Genomic DNA, 18,943 nt, shown 5'->3' on the forward strand with positions numbered 1-18,943 from the left:
CTGTGCGCGGCAGGAACTCACGTTCCTCTGCAGGGATAATCGAACGTGTGGGCACGGAAAGCAACCTCGTTCTGCTGAAGGACTATCAAGCTTATCTGCGCGTTGAGAAGGGGTTGCGGCCGCTCACCTGCGAGGCTTACGACGGAGATCTGAAGACGTTTGCCGAGTTTCTTGAAGGCCGGCAGGGCGTCCTGGTCACCGCGACGCAGCAGGATGTCGCTGCGTTCCTGGAACACCTGCGAACGCACTCCATCGACTCGCGAAGCGCCGCGCGAAAGCTGAGCTGCCTGCGCGGCTTCTATAAATGGCTGCTGCTCGATCGCCGCATCCATCACGACCCCACCGTGAACATCGAGTCTCCGAAGGCATGGAAGGTCCTGCCAAAGTCGCTGCCGGAGCCGGAAGTCGCGGAGATGCTGGAGCGCGCGGCCATGACGGCCGAGCATCCCCAGGCCCAGGCGACTGCGCTGCGCGATAGGGCGATTCTGGAACTGCTTTATGCCGGCGGATTGCGCGTTTCCGAGATAACAGGACTGGGTACTGGCGACCTCGCGCTCGACGCAGGCCGCGTGCTTGTACGAGGGAAGGGTGACAAGGAGCGCATTGTGCCGCTGGGGCGCTCAGCCGTGGAGGCGCTCGAGGAGTATCTGCGGACAGGACGGCCGCATCTCGCGCGCATCAGCACGAAGCGCAAAACAAATCCGGCTGGACACGATGCAACGCGATTGTTCTTATCGCTGCGCGGGATGCCGCTGACCCGGCAATGGGTGTGGCACCTAGTGAAAATGAGCAACAAGGATGCGAGCCCGCACAAGCTCCGCCACAGCTGCGCAACGCATATGGTCGAGCACGGGGCAGACCTGCGCAGCGTACAGGTCATGCTGGGACATGCAGACATTTCGACCACGCAGGTGTATACGCACCTGGCGCTGGGGCGATTGAAACAGGTGCATCGCGAACATCATCCGCGGGCCAAGGCGCGGGCGCAGGAAAACTCCGCCGATCCCGGGACAACGTCGCCCGCGAACGGGTTGAGAGTCATTCGTGGCGGCAAAGACCGCCAACGCGAGTTGAAGACGCCCGATGGGCTCATTCCTGACACGGGAGAGCCGGCGTGATTCGATCCGATGCCGAGATCGAGGAAGACGCAGAGCAGCAGGCCCCTCCGCCTTTAGCTGGATTGGTCGATGAGTATCTACGCGTTCTTGCGAACGAGCGCGGATCCTCGGCGCATACGTTGCGTGCCTATCAGCGGGAGCTGATGAATTTCGCGAGCCACATGGGGGCTCGGCACGCGGCGATTGTGCGAGTGGATCAGATCGAGCACCTGCATATTCGCACCTATCTCGGAACACTGCTCGAGCGCGGATTGTCAAAAGCGTCCACCGCGCGAGCGCTTGCCGCGATTCGAAGCTGGTTCAAGTGGCTGGCGCGGGCCGGACACGTGGAGCAGAATGTCGCCTCCCTTGTAGCGACGCCCAAGCTGCCGAAACACCTTCCGCGCGTGCCCTCGATCGAGCAGATGAACCGCGTTGTCGACAACGTGGACGACGATGCCGCGAGCTGGCCGGCACGGGACAAAGCAATCCTTGAGCTGCTTTATGGCTGCGGCATTCGTAATGCAGAGCTGACGGGCTTGAACATCGCCGATATTCACTGGGGGAACGACGCGATTCTCGTTCGAGGCAAGGGGCAGAAGCAACGGCTGATTCCGCTGGGAGATGCAGCCGCGCAGGCGCTGCGGGCCTATCTGGCGGAAAGATCGGCGCGCCTCAAGGCAAAGTTCGCAAATGTACGTGCCGAAACTCCGGCGCTGTTCCTGAGCCTTCAGCTACGCGGGGTAGGGAAGCCCGCCGGCGAAGGACGCCTGACAACGCGAAGCGTCGGCAGAATCGTAAAGCGGGTTGCGATTCTGCGAGGGCTTTCCGCGGATGTGCACCCGCATACGCTGCGTCACGCTTTTGGCACGCACTTGCTGGAAGAAGGCGCAGATCTCAGGGCTATCCAGGAATTGCTGGGACACGAGCGCCTGTCGACTACACAGCGGTATACCCAGCTCACGACCGCGCAGTTGGAAGCGGTGTACGACAAGACCCACCCCCGGGCACGCTGAGCCCTCAGTCCTCAGTCTTCAGTTGTCAGTTTGAGCCGATACACCTTCAGCGGTGTTATTTGGATGCAAGCCGATTCCCAGGTCTCCATTTACGGGAGAACTGGGGCATCCGACTGAGTATGACGAGCCTTAAAAGCTGATCTTGCGCTGCGGGAACCAGGTGAGCTTGATCGTAGTGGTGGTCACGGTCTGCTGGCCGGGCAGGTAAATCGGCGCCTTCCAGTGCTCGTAGGTGAAGTTGCCGTTGATCTCGAGGTCGCTGCGAAGGCGCTTCACAGCCTGGAAGCTCACGTCATTGAGCGTCGTTCCGCCCTGGATGTAGGTCCCCGTAGTGGGATCGATCTCCGTGGTTGAGCCGGGGATGAAGTCCTTAGCGACTTTATGATGGCGTACGCTTACCTGAATAGATTCGTCGCCGGAGAGGTGCCAGGTGATCCACGCCTGCCCGCCTTTGCCCTCGCGGCCGACCCAGTCCCCCATCATCTGGCCATTGTTGGTGTACCCGTTCTTCTGAAGATATTCCCAGTACATGAAGCGGCCGCCGTTGCTGGTGCGAATCGGCGGATCGGTGTAGACGCCTTCCGCGCGCAGGTCGAGTTTCGGTATGCCGGGTAGATGGGATAGATAGAATCCCGGACGCCAGCTTGCTCGGCGCGGAGCGTCGATCGGCGAGACGTCGTCGTGGACTTCGCCATCGGCATAGAGAGTCAGCCAGTGGCGCATGTAAGGAAGCCGGTAGGAAAAATCGAACGAACCGAAGCGCGCTCCGGGATCATTACGCCCAAGCTTGTCGCCGTTCGTCGGAGACGCAAGACTGAAGAAGCTCTTCAGGAAGGTGTGCAGCGTGATCGGCCCATGGCCTTTGCCTCCCCAGATCGCCGAGCGCTCGAACCCGAACTCGAGGTTCTCTGTGGGACGAAAGCTGATCTTCTCGATGTGCATCCAGGGGTTGCCGGGTGTGATGACGTTCGGTTGACCGGGGCCCGGATAAGCAGGATTAGGAACGTACGTGTGGCCGTGCAGTCCGCCTACCACGAACTCGTAGCGGAAGGGGCCGGTGATGTAAGAAAGGCCCGGTACGTGAAGAGGCTCGACACGATTGATGCGGAACGAGTAGAAATTCTCGGCATTGTTTGAGAAGGCGAAGCCGCCCCCGAGCCCAGGTCCAAGCCAGTCATCCTGCTTGCCGAGCGAGATCTCGTGATTGAGGAACCGGGTAGACACGTAAGCCTCGAGAAAACGAGCGCGCGTTGTCGTGCCGATGGGGCCCTGCGGTATGGTGGCCTGCGGATAGATCCGGAGCGTATTCGGATCAGTGGGGATTCCATCGACAGCAGAAAGAACCTGCGCAAGCCCGGAGGAGTAACCAGCTGCGGAAGGGGCTCCCTGAAACTCGCCCCGTGCATAGACCAGGAACCGGCCTGCGGATGCATAGCCGCTCAGGCCCGTGTAGTTGTTGATCCCGTTTTCGAAGGGGCGCCCATAGTCGTTGATGATGCTCGAGCCGAGGTGGAAGCTATCGTGCAGCGGTGTTCCGGAGATTGCACGCACAGCGCTGTAGGCCGACTCGATGCGCACGTGACCCTGAAAGACGCCGCAGGGTCCGCTCATGTCGGGGTGGAGTTCGCGATCGACTGCGTCGTAAATCTGCTGTGCTTCAGAGCTAGTTGCATCGCCGTAGTCTTCAGCGTCGGAGATGCGCGCGCTGACCTCTTCGAGCATTCCCTCGATACTGGAGCGGGTCCATGGACGCATGCCGAGGTAGACCGTGTCGAGATAGCCAAGGCCATAGAGGCGCATTACGGCGGGATAGATCCAGCTGTCCACTGGAATGTAGGGCGAGTCGAGCGTTGCGGGCTCGCATACGGGGATGGGGCGGCTTGTATCGGGCAGTGCCTGCGCTGAAGCCTCGTGCGAGAACGGACTTGAGACAAGGATTCCTATCGAAAACACTGCCGAAAATACAGCAGCAAGCACTCCGCGACTGCTAACGCTCATGGTTTCACTTTATCATTCGAGTTGGTCCGAAGCGCATCGAGCCATGAACAGGGTATGAGGCCCAAATATGTTGTTTTGGACTACTTATCGAGGAATCGGGTAGCTAGATCGAGATCGCGGTTGAATGCTTCAATGACCTCGCGATTGTGAACCTCGTGTTCGATCTTCTTGCTCTTGAGGTACGCCTCCATAGCGGCCACCGGATCGAGCGCAATGGGCTCGGGTGCCTGGCTCCCTCCGTTGTTCGGAGTAGAGACGGGCGAGTCGATCATGCACGAAATCAGCGTCGCTCCCCGAAGCTGGCGGGCACGGACGATCGCTTCGTAGGCTACGCGGTACACAGCAACGGGATCGCGCGCGTCGACGGCAATTGATGGGACGCCATGAACCAGCGCCTCCGGCTTTGCCGAGCGCGCAGTCGGCGTGTCTTCGGCCGATTCTGTGTAGTGGATGAATATGGCCGGCAGCTTTCGCGAGCCTGCGGTTTCAATTGTCCTCTTCCACTCGTTGAGAGAAGCACCGCCTGCCGGGATAAACGCGGCGGCGACTGCGGACTTCTTGTCGGTGAATGCTGCGTCGGCTTGATCGAGCAGCACCTGCTGAAGGTCAGACGAGCCGTCGAAAACGTTCTTATGCTCCGCTTCAATACGGAGGGGGCCGTCTCCTTGCAGCCGAGATGGAGCGAGCGCGCGAAAGAGCGTCTCAAGAGACATACCTTTTACGAAGGCAGGAAGCCAGTCGTGAGGTGCGAGGCATAGCGTGTCTGTGCGCTCCAGGTCGATGACGGAGGCGGCAGCTGTGGCTTCGCGCCCGGAAGAGAGATGCAGATCGCTGTCGAGCTTGCCCTGTTGGAAGAGAGCGGTGGCACGCTGCTCCAGCAGGCGGCACTTCAGCATCGCAGAGTAGATGGCGAGGAGCTTTTCGCCGGGGATAAGGGAAAAGGGTTTCTCGGATGTTTTATCCGGCTTGGTCTGTTTCTTCGGCATGAGTGCTGTTCAATATCCCTTGTGGTGCGATTCGTTTTGTGGGCTGTACAGCAAGATTGGATGCTAGGTGGTGTAGTCGGCGTTGATGCGGATGTACTCGTGCGTAAGGTCGGTGGTCCAGAACTTGCAGCTGCCCGAGCCCTGGTGTAGATCGATGCTGATGGAAAACTCCGGCTGTTGGATGTAGGCATGCGCCGCAGTCTCGTTGAACTCCGCTGCGCGTCCACCATTGCGGCAGATCGGCAGATCTCCGAAGGAGATGTCGATGCGTTCAGGATCGATCTGCGCGCCGGAGTAGCCGATGGCGGCCATGAGTCGTCCCCAGTTGGGATCGCAGCCGGCCCACGCGGTTTTGACGAGGGGCGAATGCGCGATGGCCTTCGCAACGCGAACGGCTTCCGCGTCGGAGAGTGCGCCGTTGATGCGAAGTTCGACAACGTGAGAAACGCCCTCGCCGTCGCCAACGACCTGCCGGGCGAGTGACGTGCAGACCTGGTTCAGCGCGGTGGCAAAGTCGCGATTGCCCGGGCCGATGTGCGCGCCGCTGGCGCCTGATGCGAGGAGGAGCACCGTGTCGTTCGTCGAGGTGTCGCCGTCGACGGAGATCCGATTGAAGCTGGTCTCAATCGCGTCGCGAAGATAGCCGTCGAGCACCGCCGGCTCGAGAGCGGCGTCGGTCATGATGTACACCAGCATGGTGGCGTGCGGCACGAGCTGAGGATGAATCATGCCCGAGCCTTTGCAGACGCCGGCGATGCGAACCTCCTGCGGGATTTCGGCGTCGCTGTCGATTTCGGGTGCCGTGATTTCGACGCGTGCGAAGGCGGTCTTCTCGACCGTGTCGGTCGTGATGATGGCTTCGGCGACCTGCTGGAAGTGATCGGACTGCGAGCCGAGAGAATTTGCGAGTTCCGGGAGAACGGCGATGAGCTTCTCAGCGGGCAAGGGAACGCCAATGACTCCGGTGGAGGAAGGGAAGACCTCTTCTGGTTTGCATCCGAAGGTGGATGCAGCGGCTACGCATGTGGCTCCTGCTGCGTCGAGCCCCGCCTGACCGACGGCGCAGTTGGCATTGCCGGCATTGATGGCGACGACGCGCACCTTGCCGCTCGTAGCGCGCAGGTGTTCCGCGTCGACGAGCAGGGGAGCAGCTTTCACCTTGTTGGCTGTAAACGCGGCAGCCGCGGACGCAGGCGCGTCAGCCACGATGAGTGCGAAATCGGTGCGGCCGCTCTGTTTCAGGCCGGCCTTCGTAGCGCCGAAGCGGAACCCGCGGGGAATCACGAATTGGGAAAGATCGCTCATGAGTTCAGGGTCTGGTGTGTGCTTTGTGTAAGCGCGAATCGCGCGCCGGAGAAAAAGGATTCAACCCATTTAATCTAACAAAGGATGCTTGCGAGGGGAGCCTGGTGACGGAGTTCGAAGAGATCGACGCGGCGCAGGACGCGCATCAGTTTCTTGAGTTGCGGAACGTGAACGTTGCGCGCGGAGATCGCGTGGTGCTGCACGATGTGAACCTGACGATTCGAGCAGGAGAGCACGTCGCGATTCTCGGGCCGAACGGCTGCGGGAAGTCGACTCTGATTTTCACCATCACGTGCCAGATCTATCCGATGGTGGTGCCGGGGATGCAGGTGAGGATCTTCGGGCGAGACCGTTGGGATCTGACGCAGCTGCGAAAACACTTCGGCGTGGTGGGCGCCGGCCTTGTTGGAGAGCTTCCCGGCGAGCGCACCGCGGTGACGACGGGATTGGATGCGGTGGTCGCGGGATTCTTTTCGGCGTCGACACTGTGGCCGAATCTTCATGTGACCGATGACATGCGGGAGCGTGCGCGTGAAGCGCTGGGGCGCATGGAGGCGTCGCACCTGGCCGAGCAGCTCGTCGGCGAAATGTCGGCCGGAGAGAAACGGCGCATTATGATCGCGCGCGCGCTGGTCCACAGGCCGAAACAACTACTCCTCGACGAACCTTCAAACGCGCTGGATCTCGCTGCCCAGCGGGAGCTGCGCGAAACCCTGCGCAGGCTGGCGCAGGAGGGCACAGGACTGGTGCTGGTGACACATCATCTTGGAGACATACTGCCTGAAATCGAGCGAGTGATTCTGATGCGCGGAGGCCGCATCGTAGGCGACGGGCCGCGCGAAGAGTTGCTGACCGAACCAAGGCTGAGTGAGCTCTTCGGAGCGCCGGTCAGGATAGGGCGCGACGAAGAGTGGCTGCACAGCTGGTAGTGTGGTGGGGCTTAATTCTGCTTGAGACGCTCGATGAGCCTCATGGGGTGGATGGGCTTGGCGAGCAGCTCGAACTGGTAGCCCTGACGGTAGCCATCGTTCAGGATGTCGGAGATGCCGGCCTGGCCTGAGAAGAGCAGGATGGAACTGGACGGGTAGTTCTTGCGCAGCGCGATGGCGAGCTCAACACCATTCATGCGCGGCATAAGGACGTCGGTGACGATCCAGTGCGGATGAAAGCGCGATGCTTTATCGAGCGCGTCGAATCCGTCGTACGCGGCCACTGCGTCGAAGCCGGTGTTGTTCAGAATCTCCGCGAGCGTGTCGGCAATGAGACGCTGATCGTCAACGACGAGGACCTTGGCCGAGTTTTCAACTTTGCGATGGGGATCGGCGGCCTCATGGCCGGCTTCGGGGGGAATTTTTGTCGGTTCGTCGGCAGCGTAGAACCGGGAGCCGGTGAAGAACGGCTGTGCGAAATCGCTCATGAGAGCTCGCCTTCTGGGGAGGCTGGCGGTTGGGCAAACGGGATGAAGATCGTGACGGTGGTTCCGGAGCTCTTGGGCGTGGTGCTGCTTGCGATGGAAATTTGCCCACCGCGCCGGGAGACGAGCTGCTTGGCAACCCAGAGACCGATGCCTGTGCCGAGAATGCCCTTGGTAGTGAAGAATGGCTCAAAGACGCGCGATAGATTCTCCTGCTCGATGCCGCAGCCGGTATCGCGAATGACGATCTCGATGCCATCCTGAGGAGTGCTCAATACGTTTCGAGCGCTGATGGTGAGCACGCCCCCCTGCTTCATGGAGTCGATTGCATTGGCGATGACATTGGAGAAGACCTGCAGCATCTCGCCCTTGCTGACGCTAATCTTCTGAAGGTCGTTGAAGCAGGAGTCCACGGCGATGTCGGAAGACATCATCTTGGAGTTGTAGACAGTCAGCACATTTTGAATGAGATCGTGAACGTGTACGTTCGAGGGCGCGCCAGTGTCTTTGTAGTAGCCGAGTGTCTGACGCGCGATGTGAGAGACGCGCTCCAACTCCTGCTCCGCCGTGAGCAGAAGTTGATTCACGCGGCTCTCCGGTGCGGAGTGCTGGCGGGCCAAAAAGATGACGTTTATCAGCGACTCGAGCGGATTGTTGATCTCGTGCGCAATCGCGGCAGCCATGCGGCCGGTTGCCGCCAGCTTCTCTGACTGAATGAGCAACTGCTCAACGCGCTTCTTGTCGGAGATGTCACGGGCAATCTTGGAAGCGCCTATGACTCTGCCGGAGTGATCCACGATCGGCGAAATCGTCACCGAGACCTGGAAGAGCTCGCCGCTCTTCTTTTTGCGCGTAGTCTCATAGTGATCGATGCGCTCGCCGGCTCTGAGCTTGCGGAGAATCTCATCTTCTTCGTACTGGAGGCCCTCGGGAATCAGGCGAAGGATGGATTGGCCGATCATCTCGTCGGCGGTGTAACCGAAGATGCGTTCAGCTGACCGGTTCCAGCTGGTCACGATGCCGTTCAAAGTTTTGCCGATGATAGCGTCATCCGCGGAGTCCACAATGGCCGCCAGGCGCGAGAGGCTCTCCTGGTTCCTGCGGCCCTCGGAAATATCGTGCGCGATCTTCGAGGCAGCCACGATCCGTCCGGAGGCGTCGCGGATAGGCGAGATCGTCACCGAGATCGGGAAGCGTTCGCCGTTCTTCCGCATGCGGGTGGTTTCGAAGTGCTCAATGCGCTCGCCGCCGCGGAGTTTGCGAAGAATCTCAGTCTCCTCGTGCTGCAGTTCAGGAGGAATGAGCGTGAGGATCGACTTGCCGATGATCTCGCTGGGCTGGTATCCGAAGACTCGGGTTGCCGCCGCGTTCCAACTTATGATCGTCCCGTCGAGACGCTTGCTGATGATTGGTTCATCGGAGCAATCGACAAGGGCAGCCAGGTGCTGGTGCGGGTCGGGCGCTGTTGCAGGTTCGGCGAACTCGAGCACCTTTGCGGTTGAGGCGGCGGATTGATTGAATTCAGCGGCCATGGGAGCTGCTCCGGAACGAAACCCGCTGGCGGATTCTGGTCAGATGAGGCGTTTTGACAGGCGCTGCGAAGAAGAGGCCGGACGGCCGGTCGAAGGAGAGAATCACTCGAACTTCCAGTTCTAGATTTTGGGGGCCCAGTATTGCGTAGGTGCAGGACGCCTTAAGAACTTGGATGCGTTTGATTAGACGAAGGTTTGAAGCTGATCCTTTCCATTGTGTGGAGCGACTCGGAACGGAGGCTTGCCTCCCGAAGGGATCGGCCGCCGGGAACTTATCAGCGGGCCGAAACGTACAATTGAGTGCGATGGAAGCTTTTCACCGCAACTCAAGGCTGCTCAGCCGGATAATGCTGGCGGCGATTGTTTTCATTCCTCTCCAGATGCTGGTGGCCGAGCAGGTCAGCCAGCTTCCCAAGCCCACTGACTACGTAAGTGACTTTGCCCATGTGCTTTCGCCCGAGGCGGTAGAGAAGCTGGATCGCGTCTGCGCGGAGCTGGACCACTCGAAGGCAAACGCGCAGATTGCAGTTGTTACGGTCCGCAACACCGACGGCGATGACATTGCCAGCTGGGCGACCCAACTGGAAGACAAGTGGCACATGGCCACCAAGGGCTCGGACCGGGGCGTGCTGGTGTTGCTCGCTGTCGACGACCGCAAGTACCGGATCGATGTGGCTTACGGGCTCGAAGGGATCCTGAACGACGCACGCGTCGGCGACATCGGCCGGTCCATGGTTCCAGAACTACGCGCGAAAGACTACGACGGGGCCGTGGTGGGCGCAGTCGGGCAGGTCGCCAAGGTGATCGCTGACGACGCACACATCACGCTGAGCGACACGTTGCCGAATCCGCCCCCGGTTCACCATCGGCAGCAGAACGGCTCGCCGGCCGGGGCAATCCTGCTGTTCCTGATTCTGTTTCTGATGTTCGGCGGGTTCGGAATCTTCCGGATTCTGTTCTGGCTGGGCTTGTTCAACAGTGCGCTCGGCGGGCGCCGTTACACTGGCGGCTCCGGTCCCTTCATAGGAGGCGGTGGCTGGGGTGGCGGTGGCGGAGGCGGCGACTCAGGGGGTGGCGGCTTCGGCGGGTTTGGCGGCGGAGACTTTGGCGGTGGCGGAGCCGGAGGAAGCTGGTGAAGAACAGGGATTAGGGAGTAGGGACTAGGGATTCGTATAGGCAGTGGGTATCAGGCATGAGGACATTCAAGTCAGGGACCCGGAACTAGAGACGTAAGGACTAGGACGGGCCCTCTGGAACCGAAGGAGAAGCGAGTTTATGGGCAAGTTGGTTGGTTTAGGTGTGGTGGGCGTAATCATTGTGGCATTGCTGCTGGTCGGCGGCAGCTACGTGAGCGCCAAGAACCAGATGGTAGCCAAAGATCAGACCGTGAAGTCGGCATGGTCTGAGGTGGACGTGCAGCTGGAACGGCGCGCGGACTTGATTCCGAACCTTGTCGAAACCGTAAAAGGCTTCACCAAGGAAGAGAACTCGGTGTTCTCTGAGATCGCGAATGCCCGCGCCGGCATGCTGAATGCGCAGACACCGCAGTCAAAGATCGCGGCGAACAACCAACTGGACGGCGCACTGGGACGCCTGCTGCTGTTGACCGAGAATTATCCGAATCTTCGATCGAGCGAGCAGTTCATGCGCCTGCAGGATGAGCTTGCCGGAACGGAAAACCGCATCAGCGTATCGCGGCTGCATTACAACCGAGCCATCCAGGACTACAACACCTTCATCCAGCAGTTCCCGAACAGCATCTGGGCGGGGATGGCGGGTTATCACGTCAACGACGCGTACTTCAAGGCAAGCGAGAAGGCGCAGCAAGTTCCGAACGTGAAGTTCTAAAGACAGCCAGGTAGCTGGAAGCCTGTAGCTCGTAGCCTTTCTCCGATCTACATCGTTCTCAGCTACAGGCTACGGGCTCCAAGCTACGAGCTGTTTCGGGCTGAGTACCTTGGATTCGGGCCGAGTGCGTTTCGTCACCGTAGACGTGGCGGACCTCAGGCAGAGTGGAGGTATCCCTCTCGCTGGTGGTCCGCTGTGTTTCGGTTAGATTATTTGTCCTGTTGCCTCACGGTTCTCTCCACAATCCTGGTCGGGCGCAAGCGGTGGACGGGGCTTGCTGTCGCGGGCGTGAATAGCGCCATCATCTGCGTGATCGGACTCCGGACCGGGCAACTCGGGTTCATACCGGCAAACCTGTTCTGCATCGGCGTATACGTGTTCAGCATTCGGTCGTGGGTGAAGGAGAGCCTGTAACTCTCAGCTCACAGCCGGGAGCCTGTAGCCGGTAGCTTGAGTCGATTGCATCGGGCTTTACCTACCCCAGCTACATGCTCCTGGCTCTAGGCTAAAGGCTATAGCCCCAAATACCCTTCTCGAACCGCGGCACCTTCGAGCGCCCGAGCGCCATCCAAGCGAGAAACTGGAGTGTGTGCATGGTGGAGATCAATCGGCGAGATTTTGTGAAGACGGCAGGGACGGTAGCGGGAGCGGCGGCAGCGAGCCAGCTGATCGGCCAAGACGACCAGGCTCAGACCCCTGGAAGTCAGGCTCAGACGACGAGCGGCGGGATGATTTACCGCACGCTGGGCCGGACGGGCGAAAAGATTTCGGCCATCGGCCTTGGCGGATACCACATCGGAGAACCCATTATCCCCGAGCCGGACTCGATTGCCCTGATCCGCAAGGCGATCGACAGCGGCATCACCTTCCTCGATAACTGCTGGGACTATAACGACGGCCAGAGTGAGATCCGCATGGGAAAGGCGCTTCGCGACGGCTACCGCAACAAAGTGCTGCTGATGACGAAGATCGACGGCCGAACCAGGGCCTCCGCCGCCCAGCAGATCGACGAATCCCTGCAGAGGCTTCAGACGGATCACGTGGACCTGATGCAGTTTCACGAGGTGATCCGGCTCGAAGATCCGGACCGCATCTTCGCCGAAGGCGGCGCAATGGAGGCAATGCTCGAGGCGAAGAAAGCAGGCAAGGTGCGCTTCGTCGGCTTCACCGGACACAAAGATCCCTACGTGCATCTGCGCATGCTCGAGGTTGCAAAGAAGCACAGCTTTCACTTCGACGCGGTGCAGATGCCGCTGAACGTCATGGATGCTCACTTCCGCAGCTTCGCGCAGCAGGTAGTTCCGGTGCTGAATCGCGAAGGGATCGCGCCGCTCGGGATGAAGTGTTTCGGCGACCACAAAATTCTCGACAGCAACACGGTCAAGCCCATTGAAGCGCTGCACTATTGCCTGAACCTCCCGATCGCCGTGCAGATCACCGGCATCGACAGCGATCAGATCCTCAATCAGGCGCTTGAAGCGGCACGCACCTTCAAGCCGATGAACGAGTCGGAGATCGCGAGCCTGCTGGACAGGACGAGTGCAGCCGCTCAGGAAGGGAAGTTCGAGCTTTACAAAACGACATCGAACTTCGACGGCACCGCGCACAAGCCGCAGTCTCTCGGCTGATGCTTGCGACCCCGTTCATTGCAAAGCAAAAGGGCCATCCGCGTGGATGGCCCTTCGTTCAGAATGGATTGTTCAACCGACTCACCTGGGAGAGGTGTCGCGCGTTCGGCTACTTGAAGGAGGCGATGGCGCTGGCTTCGTCGTCGTACACGTCGAAGACGGTGTAGAGCTTGGTGAGCTGCAGAACGTCCTTCACCTTCTTGGTCAGGTTCAGGAGCTTCAGGTTCGCGCCCTGGTTCTTGGCAGTGGTGTAGGCGCCTACGAGTTCGCCCAGGCCCGAGCTGTCGATGTAGTTCACGTCGCCGAGGTTGAGCAGGATGCTCTTCGAGCCCTTGCTGATCAGGTCACGAATGGCCTCCCGCAGCTGCACACTCCCCTCGCCGAGGGTGATCCGCCCGCTGAGGTCCAGGACAGTGACTCCGTCCAATTCACGGGAAGCGATTGTTAGTGCCACGGATGTTTCCTCCTTTGTGAGTCATACAAGTTATAGCATCTGATGCCGGACTGCAAGCCAGCGAAACTGAAGGAGATCTGTGGATCGGTTCTGTTGCGATCCAGGGATTTCTGCAACGGTCAGGATGCCTGCGACTGTTCTGGTGCCGGGGTGATGTGTTTGACGAGCGTGAGTTCGGTGCCGGGCTGGAGTTGACGAAAGTGAACCTCATCCATGAACGAGCGGATGAGGAAGATACCGCGGCCGGTGCCGCGGAGAAGGTTCTCGGGGGCAAGCGGATCGGGGAGGTTCTCCCAGTCGACGCCCTTGCCTTGGTCGGCGAGGGTAAAGATCAGCGACTTGCCGTTGTTCTCAAAGCTGGCTGTGACCTGCTTCGCCGGATCGTAGTCGTTGCCGTGAAGGACCGCGTTGACGGCCGCCTCGCGAACGGCCATCGTGATGCGGAAGCGCTCATCTTCATCGATGCCGGCCTCCGCGGCGAGTTTCTCTGCGGCAGCCTCAATTTCGCTGACGCTCTCCATCGTGGAGGGTAGCGAGAAGCTCAATTTTCCAGCCTTCGGATTGGTCACCGGCTTCGTCTCCGCCTCTACCGGGAATGGCAAAGCCTACGCCTTACCGCGAGAGGAAGTTGTCGTCTTTGGGAATTGTGGAAAAAGACGCTATGTAGGGCAGTTTCATTGTTGGAACGGATTGTGTCAAGGATTGCTTTGAGTTGGAGCAAGCCGAGGCGATGCACCTGCGTCGAGCGATACGAACGTGGCGCCGAACAGCAAGCAAGAAGTTGTCGATCAGCCATCCGGCTCCTTCGCCCGGTCAGGTCCTGCGGGACGTCTCGTGAGCGCAGTACACTCGACGTATGAACCACCGCACGACAACCCGCGTCAGTTTAACTGCGCTGCTCGGCACGCCAGTCACCGACGCGCAGGGTGCCGTGTGCGGCAGGTTGAAAGACATTGCGGTCGCCACTGGAGCCGACGCCGGAAAGGTCGCAGGACTGGTTCTGAAGACGCGCGCGGGGCTGGCGCTGGTTCCGTCGCAAGAGGTTAGGGAAACCGCAGCCGGGACGCTTCAGGTTCTGTCGACCAGCGCGATTACCCCGCTGAACGGCGAGCAGGGGACGTACATCTACCTGCAGCAGGATCTTGTCGACCGGCAGATCATCGACATCCATGGCCGCAAAGTTGTTCGCGTGAACGATGTCGACCTGGAATGGATGGGAGAAGGACAGGCTCATCTGCTTCGCGTTGCCGAGGTTGAAGTCGGACTTCGCGGGGCGTTTCGAAGAGTCTTCAAAGGAGTGCTGCCGAAAACGACGCTCGATCAACTGGCGCGGCGGTTCAAGGAGCGCGGAATTCCCTGGCAGTTCGTCGACGTGATCGAAGTAGACCCCGCCCGGCGCGTGAAGCTGCGCATAGAATACGAGCGGCTCGCCGAGATGCATCCGTCCGATCTGGCGGAGATCCTCGAGGATCTGAGCCCTGCAGAGCGCGAGGCGGTCTTCACCTCGCTCGATGAAGAGGTGGCGGCAGAGACGCTGGAAGAGGTCGATCCAAAGCTGCAGGTTTCGCTCCTTGAAAAGCTCGACGAAGAAAAGATCGCCGACATCGTCGAAGAGATGGATCCGGGTGCGGCAGCCGATCTGCTGGCCGAGCTGCCGGAAGATCGATCCGACGCCATTCTCGAGGAGATGGAGCCGGAGGAGCGGCAAGAGGTCGAGGAACTGCTGGAGTTCGACGAGAACTCTGCGGCAGGCGCCATGACCACAGACTTCGTTTATCTGGGCACAGACGCGGTGGTATCGCAGGTGGGTCCGGCGCTGCGCAGCTACGACGGCGATGTGGAAGCAGTGACCGAGATTTACCTGCTCGACGAGAAGCGAGTGGTGCGCGGGGCAGTGCCGCTGGCGCGGCTCATCGTTGCGCAGCCCGACACGAAGCTCACGGTGCTCGCCGATGCCCGGGTGCTGTCGTGTCCGGCGGATATGAGGCAGCTGGATCTGGCGGAAATGTTCGATAAGTACAACCTGCACGCGCTGCCTGTGGTGGACAAAGCGGGACGCATGGTGGGCGTGGTGCAGGCCGATCACGTGATCAGCTTCCTGCGGGAGAAGCTGTAAGAACAGTTGTCAGTGCTCAGTTGTCAGTGATCAGAAAGTAGCGGACTGCTCTTTTTGGGTGAGAGCTTTACCGTTTGGAGGAGGAGATACCTGTGCCGCCGAGGGATGGGATTCGGACGTATGTTCCGAGGGAGGAGCAGAAGGGTCCGCGCACCGATCGGGGTGACTGGGTCGATCCGGTCAAGCTGCCGGTTCTAATCAAGCTGTTTGTCTGGCTGCTTGTCTTTCGGGCCGCAGCGAACCTCATCTTTGCGCTCATTGTGGGTCTCGCACCGGAGACCGGCGTGGCCACGTTCATCTCGAACAACTTCGACGCGTGGCCCAGGCAGATGCCGCCCGAAGGCGTGTTCTATCTCAGCGCGGCGCTCTACGCGATCACGGCCTGGCGTTGGTACACGCGCGACTGGCGCGCGCGGTGGTTCGTCATGTTTCTGTCGGGTGCGACGGCAGCGAAGATGCTGGGCAATTATGTGGCAGATCACGCTTCAGGATCTCCGACCCCGATGGCCCCCGCTCAAACGGCATCCTTCTTCACGACCATCGCGATGAATCTCATCATCTGCGGATATCTGGCGTTCTACCCCGGAATGGCCCAGGCCTTTAAAGAAACGCCGTGGGATTGAAACGTCAGATTCTTTGAGGATCAGCACGAAGAAATCGCCGTGCTCGGCGTAAGGTCAAGAGCTTGCGATTCAGAAACCGATCTAAGCTCCTGATTCCAAACGAAAGAAAAACTTCGTCCCGTTTGCAGTCTGATTCGACAATTTCGTCATACTTGAACTATGAGAGCAGAGAAGAACATTGTGGGCAGGGAACTCACGATGCTCTCTGTTGCCGTGTTCACTCGCTCCCTCGTCCCTCGTCCCTCGTTCGCTTGTCCGCTGTCCTCTCGTCCCCTGCTCTAAGTCTTTTGTCATGAAACACCTTGTGCGTAAGTCCAATCACTCGATACACTCGGAGTAACCTCCCCCTCCGTATGCTGTTGAAAGCAGGGAACTTGCTCACAAGATGTATGGGGGTAGGGATACCCCTCGAGACCTGTGCATCACAGATTGAGCAAACGTCAGCAGCAGCGAGCCGATGTACCTCCGATCGTCGGCTTGCCTTTGTAAGTGGTCCTCGCTGCGTAAGTCTCCTTCTGGTCGTCCGGCCTCAATGACTCCGCGACTCGACGCTTTTGACCGGCAGAGAAAAGACATTGCAACAAGCCGTTCTTTGGGTTGAATGTCACTGACCTTCGCTTGCCAGATGTGAAAGAATGCGCCGATGTTTCAATTGCCAAAGATCATTCAGGGCGGCATGGGGGTTGGTGTGTCGAACTGGAGGCTCGCCCAGGCCGTGTCGCGGCTTGGGCAGCTTGGCGTCGTGTCCGGCACGGCGCTCGATCAGGTGCTGGTTCGCCGGCTCGCCGACGGTGATGAAGGTGGCCACATGCGCCGCGGCTTCGACGCGTTTCCATTTCCGGAGATGGCGAAGCGGATCTGGACTGAGTACTTTCAAGCAGGCGGCAAGCCCTCGGGAACCGCATATCCCACGACGCCCATGCACCAGCGGAACGACTCGCGCAAGCTGATCGAACTGCTGATGGTCAGCAACTTCGTCGAGATATTTCTGGCTCGCGAAGGGCACCTGAACAAGGTCGGCGTGAATTTTCTGGAGAAGGTCCAATTGCCGCATCTCGCTTCAATCTACGGAGCGATGCTCGCCGGTGTCGGATACGTGCTGATGGGCGCAGGAATTCCTCTGCACATCCCCGGCGTCCTTGACGATTTCGCCGCAGGCAAACCCGCCGAATACAAGCTGGCAGTCACCGGAGCGCCTTCGGATGCCGACACGATGATGCGGTTCGATCCGCAGGAATACGCCGAGGGCCCCCTGCCGCAGTTGGAGCGGCCCAAGTTTCTGGCGATCGTCTCCTCCAACACGCTTGCTTCGACGATGCTGCGTCGTGCTTCGGGCCACGTTGACGGATTCATCATCGAGAGCCCGACCGCAGGCGGCCACAATGCTCCGCCGCGTGGCAAAGGCGCGCTGGATTCGACAGGCCAGCCGGTTTACGGAGAGCGCGATCGCGTCGATCTCGCGGAGTTGAGAAAGCTTGGCGTTCCATTCTGGATGGCAGGTGGATATGGAAGCGCCGAGAAGCTCAGTGAGGCATTAGCTGAAGGTGCCGCCGGCGTACAAGTTGGGACTGCCTTCGCGTTCAGCGAAGAATCCGGACTGCGGCACGATCTCAAAAAGATGCTTGTAAGTCAGGCTGCTCAGGGAAGTTCGAAGGTGTTTACCGATCCGGTAGCATCGCCGACGGGCTTCCCGTTCAAGGTGGCGCAGCTCCCCGGCACCTACTCCGAGGCAGGAGTGGCCGCCGCCCGCACCCGGGTCTGCGACCTTGGCTATCTCCGCGAAGCCTACTGGACCGAAGACGGCAAGATCGCGTATCGCTGCGCGGCGGAACCCGAAAGCTCCTTCGTCGCGAAGGGCGGAAAGATCGAGGAGACTGTCGGAAGAAAGTGCCTCTGCAACGCGCTGCTGGCGAACATCGGCCATCCTCAAACTCGTGCCGACGGAGTGGCCGAGCCCCCCTTGGTCACGGTAGGCGATGACGTGAACCGGGTTGCCGCTTTCCTTGACCCCGGCGCCGAGAGCTACCGGGCTGCGGACGTGGTGAATGCTTTAGTCCGCAAGCCTGTTTGAGGCTGTCTGCGGCGTCGCGAAAACGCCCAAGATTGCTTCGCGTGAATACCCAGCGGAATCACAACATTTCCTTAGGTGCACCTTAACGGGGCAAATGCACGTTTCCTTGTCGCTCTGCATCCGATGTAGCTGGAGTGAAATTCAATGGATGGAGAGCGGATGTGAAGAGAGCTACATTTCTGGCGAGCCTATGTGCCGCCCTGGTCTTAACGCCATCGGTACTTGTTGCTCAGAACGGGAACGCAACAGCGCAGAGCAACGCCGCAGCCGAGCAAGATAACAGCAACACCTGGTCGCCTGAACTGGCAGCCAATATCGTCAAGCAGATTCGAAGCAAACTCACCAGCCTTCCCGACTACAGCGTTTTCGATTCGCTGAGGTTTGCATTCAAGGGCAAAACGGTCGTGCTGAAGGGCTATGCGTCACGGCCGACTCTGAAGTCGGAAGCGGAAAAGGTTGTGAAGGGGATTGAAGGCGTCGAAGGAGTCGATAACGAGATCCAGGTCCTGCCGCCATCTCCCAATGATGACCGCATCCGGTGGTCGGTGTATCGAAGGATCTACTCGCAGCCGACGCTGCGAAAGTACACGAGCGCGCCTCCGGGATTTGGCGAAGGCCCCTCGGTGGCGAGAGAAGCTGGCGGCATTACCGCTGATCCTCCGATCGGGTACAACGCGATCCATATCATCGTGAATAACGGGAACGTCATACTGACCGGAGTCGTGGACAGCAAGACCGATGCGGATATTGCAGCGATCCAGGCAAACTCGACCTCGGGAGTTTTTTCGGTCGATAACGACCTGCAGGTTGCCGGCAAAGACAACGGTAAGTAGCTCTTGCAAGGATGGGAATTCG

At 59.8% G+C, this 18,943-nt stretch carries 18 protein-coding genes; 11 read left to right on the forward strand and 7 right to left on the reverse strand.

What is annotated here, in order from left to right; translation table 11 throughout:
* Positions 1-47: 47 nt before the first annotated feature.
* Both DHV10_RS00550 and DHV10_RS00555 read left to right on the forward strand, forming a co-directional pair.
* Positions 48-1,118, forward strand: coding sequence for a site-specific tyrosine recombinase (locus DHV10_RS00550; RefSeq protein ID WP_109484380.1), 1,071 nt, complete (start codon positions 48-50; stop codon positions 1,116-1,118).
* Positions 1,115-2,113 (forward strand): tyrosine recombinase XerC, encoded by a 999-nt coding sequence (locus tag DHV10_RS00555; protein ID WP_338042555.1) that lies wholly within the window; start codon positions 1,115-1,117, stop codon positions 2,111-2,113. Before DHV10_RS00550 ends, DHV10_RS00555 begins: the two co-directional genes overlap by 4 nt.
* 129 nt (positions 2,114-2,242) lie before the next feature.
* On the opposite strand, the gene DHV10_RS00560 is transcribed toward DHV10_RS00555, so the two are convergent.
* From DHV10_RS00560 to argJ, 3 genes are all read right to left on the reverse strand, one after another.
* The gene (locus DHV10_RS00560; protein WP_239461232.1) at positions 2,243-4,111 is read right to left on the reverse strand and encodes a capsule assembly Wzi family protein; all 1,869 of its coding nucleotides are present in this window, start codon (positions 4,109-4,111) and stop codon (positions 2,243-2,245) included.
* A gap of 80 nt (positions 4,112-4,191) precedes the next feature.
* Entirely contained in the window at positions 4,192-5,097 is a 906-nt protein-coding gene (locus tag DHV10_RS00565; RefSeq protein WP_109484381.1) for a thiamine pyrophosphate-dependent enzyme, read from the reverse strand.
* Positions 5,098-5,160: 63 nt separating this feature from the next.
* Positions 5,161-6,402 (reverse strand): bifunctional glutamate N-acetyltransferase/amino-acid acetyltransferase ArgJ, encoded by a 1,242-nt coding sequence (gene argJ / locus DHV10_RS00570; RefSeq protein WP_109484382.1) that lies wholly within the window; start codon positions 6,400-6,402, stop codon positions 5,161-5,163.
* A 104-nt stretch (positions 6,403-6,506) separates the two neighbouring features.
* Here argJ and DHV10_RS00575 point away from each other — a divergent pair, with 104 nt between their 5' ends.
* Positions 6,507-7,331: an ABC transporter ATP-binding protein gene (locus DHV10_RS00575; protein ID WP_239461233.1), complete on the forward strand. Its 825-nt coding sequence runs from the start codon at positions 6,507-6,509 to the stop codon at positions 7,329-7,331.
* Positions 7,332-7,342: 11 nt separating this feature from the next.
* On the opposite strand, the gene DHV10_RS00580 is transcribed toward DHV10_RS00575, so the two are convergent.
* Together DHV10_RS00580 and DHV10_RS00585 are read right to left on the reverse strand one after the other, a co-directional pair.
* Positions 7,343-7,819: a response regulator gene (locus DHV10_RS00580; protein WP_109484383.1), complete on the reverse strand. Its 477-nt coding sequence runs from the start codon at positions 7,817-7,819 to the stop codon at positions 7,343-7,345.
* Positions 7,816-9,348 (reverse strand): PAS domain-containing sensor histidine kinase, encoded by a 1,533-nt coding sequence (locus DHV10_RS00585; protein WP_109484384.1) that lies wholly within the window; start codon positions 9,346-9,348, stop codon positions 7,816-7,818. Before DHV10_RS00585 ends, DHV10_RS00580 begins: the two co-directional genes overlap by 4 nt.
* Positions 9,349-9,653: 305 nt before the next feature.
* Between DHV10_RS00585 and DHV10_RS00590 the strand changes: the two genes are divergently transcribed.
* From DHV10_RS00590 to DHV10_RS00605, 4 genes are all read left to right on the forward strand, one after another.
* On the forward strand, positions 9,654-10,484 hold the full coding sequence (locus DHV10_RS00590) for a TPM domain-containing protein (RefSeq protein WP_162601085.1): 831 nt from the start codon (positions 9,654-9,656) through the stop codon (positions 10,482-10,484).
* A 139-nt stretch (positions 10,485-10,623) separates the two neighbouring features.
* The gene (locus DHV10_RS00595) at positions 10,624-11,196 is read left to right on the forward strand and encodes a LemA family protein (protein WP_109484386.1); all 573 of its coding nucleotides are present in this window, start codon (positions 10,624-10,626) and stop codon (positions 11,194-11,196) included.
* Between the two features lie 213 nt (positions 11,197-11,409).
* Complete coding sequence (locus tag DHV10_RS00600) at positions 11,410-11,610, forward strand: hypothetical protein (protein WP_162601086.1); 201 nt, start codon at positions 11,410-11,412, stop codon at positions 11,608-11,610.
* Positions 11,611-11,789: 179 nt separating this feature from the next.
* Positions 11,790-12,824 carry an aldo/keto reductase gene (locus DHV10_RS00605; RefSeq protein ID WP_204101291.1) on the forward strand — a complete coding sequence of 345 codons (1,035 nt, stop codon included), beginning with the start codon at positions 11,790-11,792 and terminating at the stop codon, positions 12,822-12,824.
* A gap of 109 nt (positions 12,825-12,933) precedes the next feature.
* Here the strand turns inward: DHV10_RS00605 and DHV10_RS00610 are convergent, their stop codons facing one another.
* Complete coding sequence (locus DHV10_RS00610) at positions 12,934-13,278, reverse strand: STAS domain-containing protein (RefSeq protein WP_109484388.1); 345 nt, start codon at positions 13,276-13,278, stop codon at positions 12,934-12,936.
* 119 nt (positions 13,279-13,397) lie between these two features.
* Positions 13,398-13,880: an ATP-binding protein gene (locus tag DHV10_RS00615; RefSeq protein ID WP_239461234.1), complete on the reverse strand. Its 483-nt coding sequence runs from the start codon at positions 13,878-13,880 to the stop codon at positions 13,398-13,400.
* 254 nt (positions 13,881-14,134) lie between these two features.
* Between DHV10_RS00615 and DHV10_RS00620 the strand changes: the two genes are divergently transcribed.
* From DHV10_RS00620 to DHV10_RS00635, 4 genes are all read left to right on the forward strand, one after another.
* On the forward strand, positions 14,135-15,394 hold the full coding sequence (locus DHV10_RS00620) for a magnesium transporter MgtE N-terminal domain-containing protein (protein WP_109484390.1): 1,260 nt from the start codon (positions 14,135-14,137) through the stop codon (positions 15,392-15,394).
* A gap of 92 nt (positions 15,395-15,486) precedes the next feature.
* Positions 15,487-16,017 carry a hypothetical protein gene (locus DHV10_RS00625; RefSeq protein WP_109484391.1) on the forward strand — a complete coding sequence of 177 codons (531 nt, stop codon included), beginning with the start codon at positions 15,487-15,489 and terminating at the stop codon, positions 16,015-16,017.
* Between the two features lie 643 nt (positions 16,018-16,660).
* Positions 16,661-18,088 (forward strand): nitronate monooxygenase, encoded by a 1,428-nt coding sequence (locus DHV10_RS00630; protein ID WP_109484392.1) that lies wholly within the window; start codon positions 16,661-16,663, stop codon positions 18,086-18,088.
* Positions 18,089-18,249: 161 nt separating this feature from the next.
* Entirely contained in the window at positions 18,250-18,921 is a 672-nt protein-coding gene (locus DHV10_RS00635) for a BON domain-containing protein (protein ID WP_239461235.1), read from the forward strand.
* Positions 18,922-18,943 lie beyond the last annotated feature (22 nt).

The organism is Occallatibacter savannae, from assembly GCF_003131205.1.
GTDB classification, from domain to species: Bacteria; Acidobacteriota; Terriglobia; order Terriglobales; family Acidobacteriaceae; genus Telmatobacter; species Telmatobacter savannae.

Bases quoted from the DNA above. Each gene is read 5' to 3' on its own strand.
- DHV10_RS00560 (WP_239461232.1), bottom strand. From the start codon at position 4,111: ATGAGCGTTAGCAGTCGCGGAGTGCTTGCTGCTGTATTTTCGGCAGTG.
- DHV10_RS00565 (WP_109484381.1), bottom strand. From the start codon at position 5,097: ATGCCGAAGAAACAGACCAAGCCGGATAAAACATCCGAGAAACCCTTT.
- argJ (WP_109484382.1), bottom strand. From the start codon at position 6,402: ATGAGCGATCTTTCCCAATTCGTGATTCCCCGCGGGTTCCGCTTCGGC.
- DHV10_RS00580 (WP_109484383.1), bottom strand. From the start codon at position 7,819: ATGAGCGATTTCGCACAGCCGTTCTTCACCGGCTCCCGGTTCTACGCT.
- DHV10_RS00585 (WP_109484384.1), bottom strand. From the start codon at position 9,348: ATGGCCGCTGAATTCAATCAATCCGCCGCCTCAACCGCAAAGGTGCTC.
- DHV10_RS00590 (WP_162601085.1), top strand. From the start codon at position 9,654: ATGGAAGCTTTTCACCGCAACTCAAGGCTGCTCAGCCGGATAATGCTG.
- DHV10_RS00595 (WP_109484386.1), top strand. From the start codon at position 10,624: ATGGGCAAGTTGGTTGGTTTAGGTGTGGTGGGCGTAATCATTGTGGCA.
- DHV10_RS00605 (WP_204101291.1), top strand. From the start codon at position 11,790: ATGGTGGAGATCAATCGGCGAGATTTTGTGAAGACGGCAGGGACGGTA.
- DHV10_RS00620 (WP_109484390.1), top strand. From the start codon at position 14,135: ATGAACCACCGCACGACAACCCGCGTCAGTTTAACTGCGCTGCTCGGC.
- DHV10_RS00630 (WP_109484392.1), top strand. From the start codon at position 16,661: ATGTTTCAATTGCCAAAGATCATTCAGGGCGGCATGGGGGTTGGTGTG.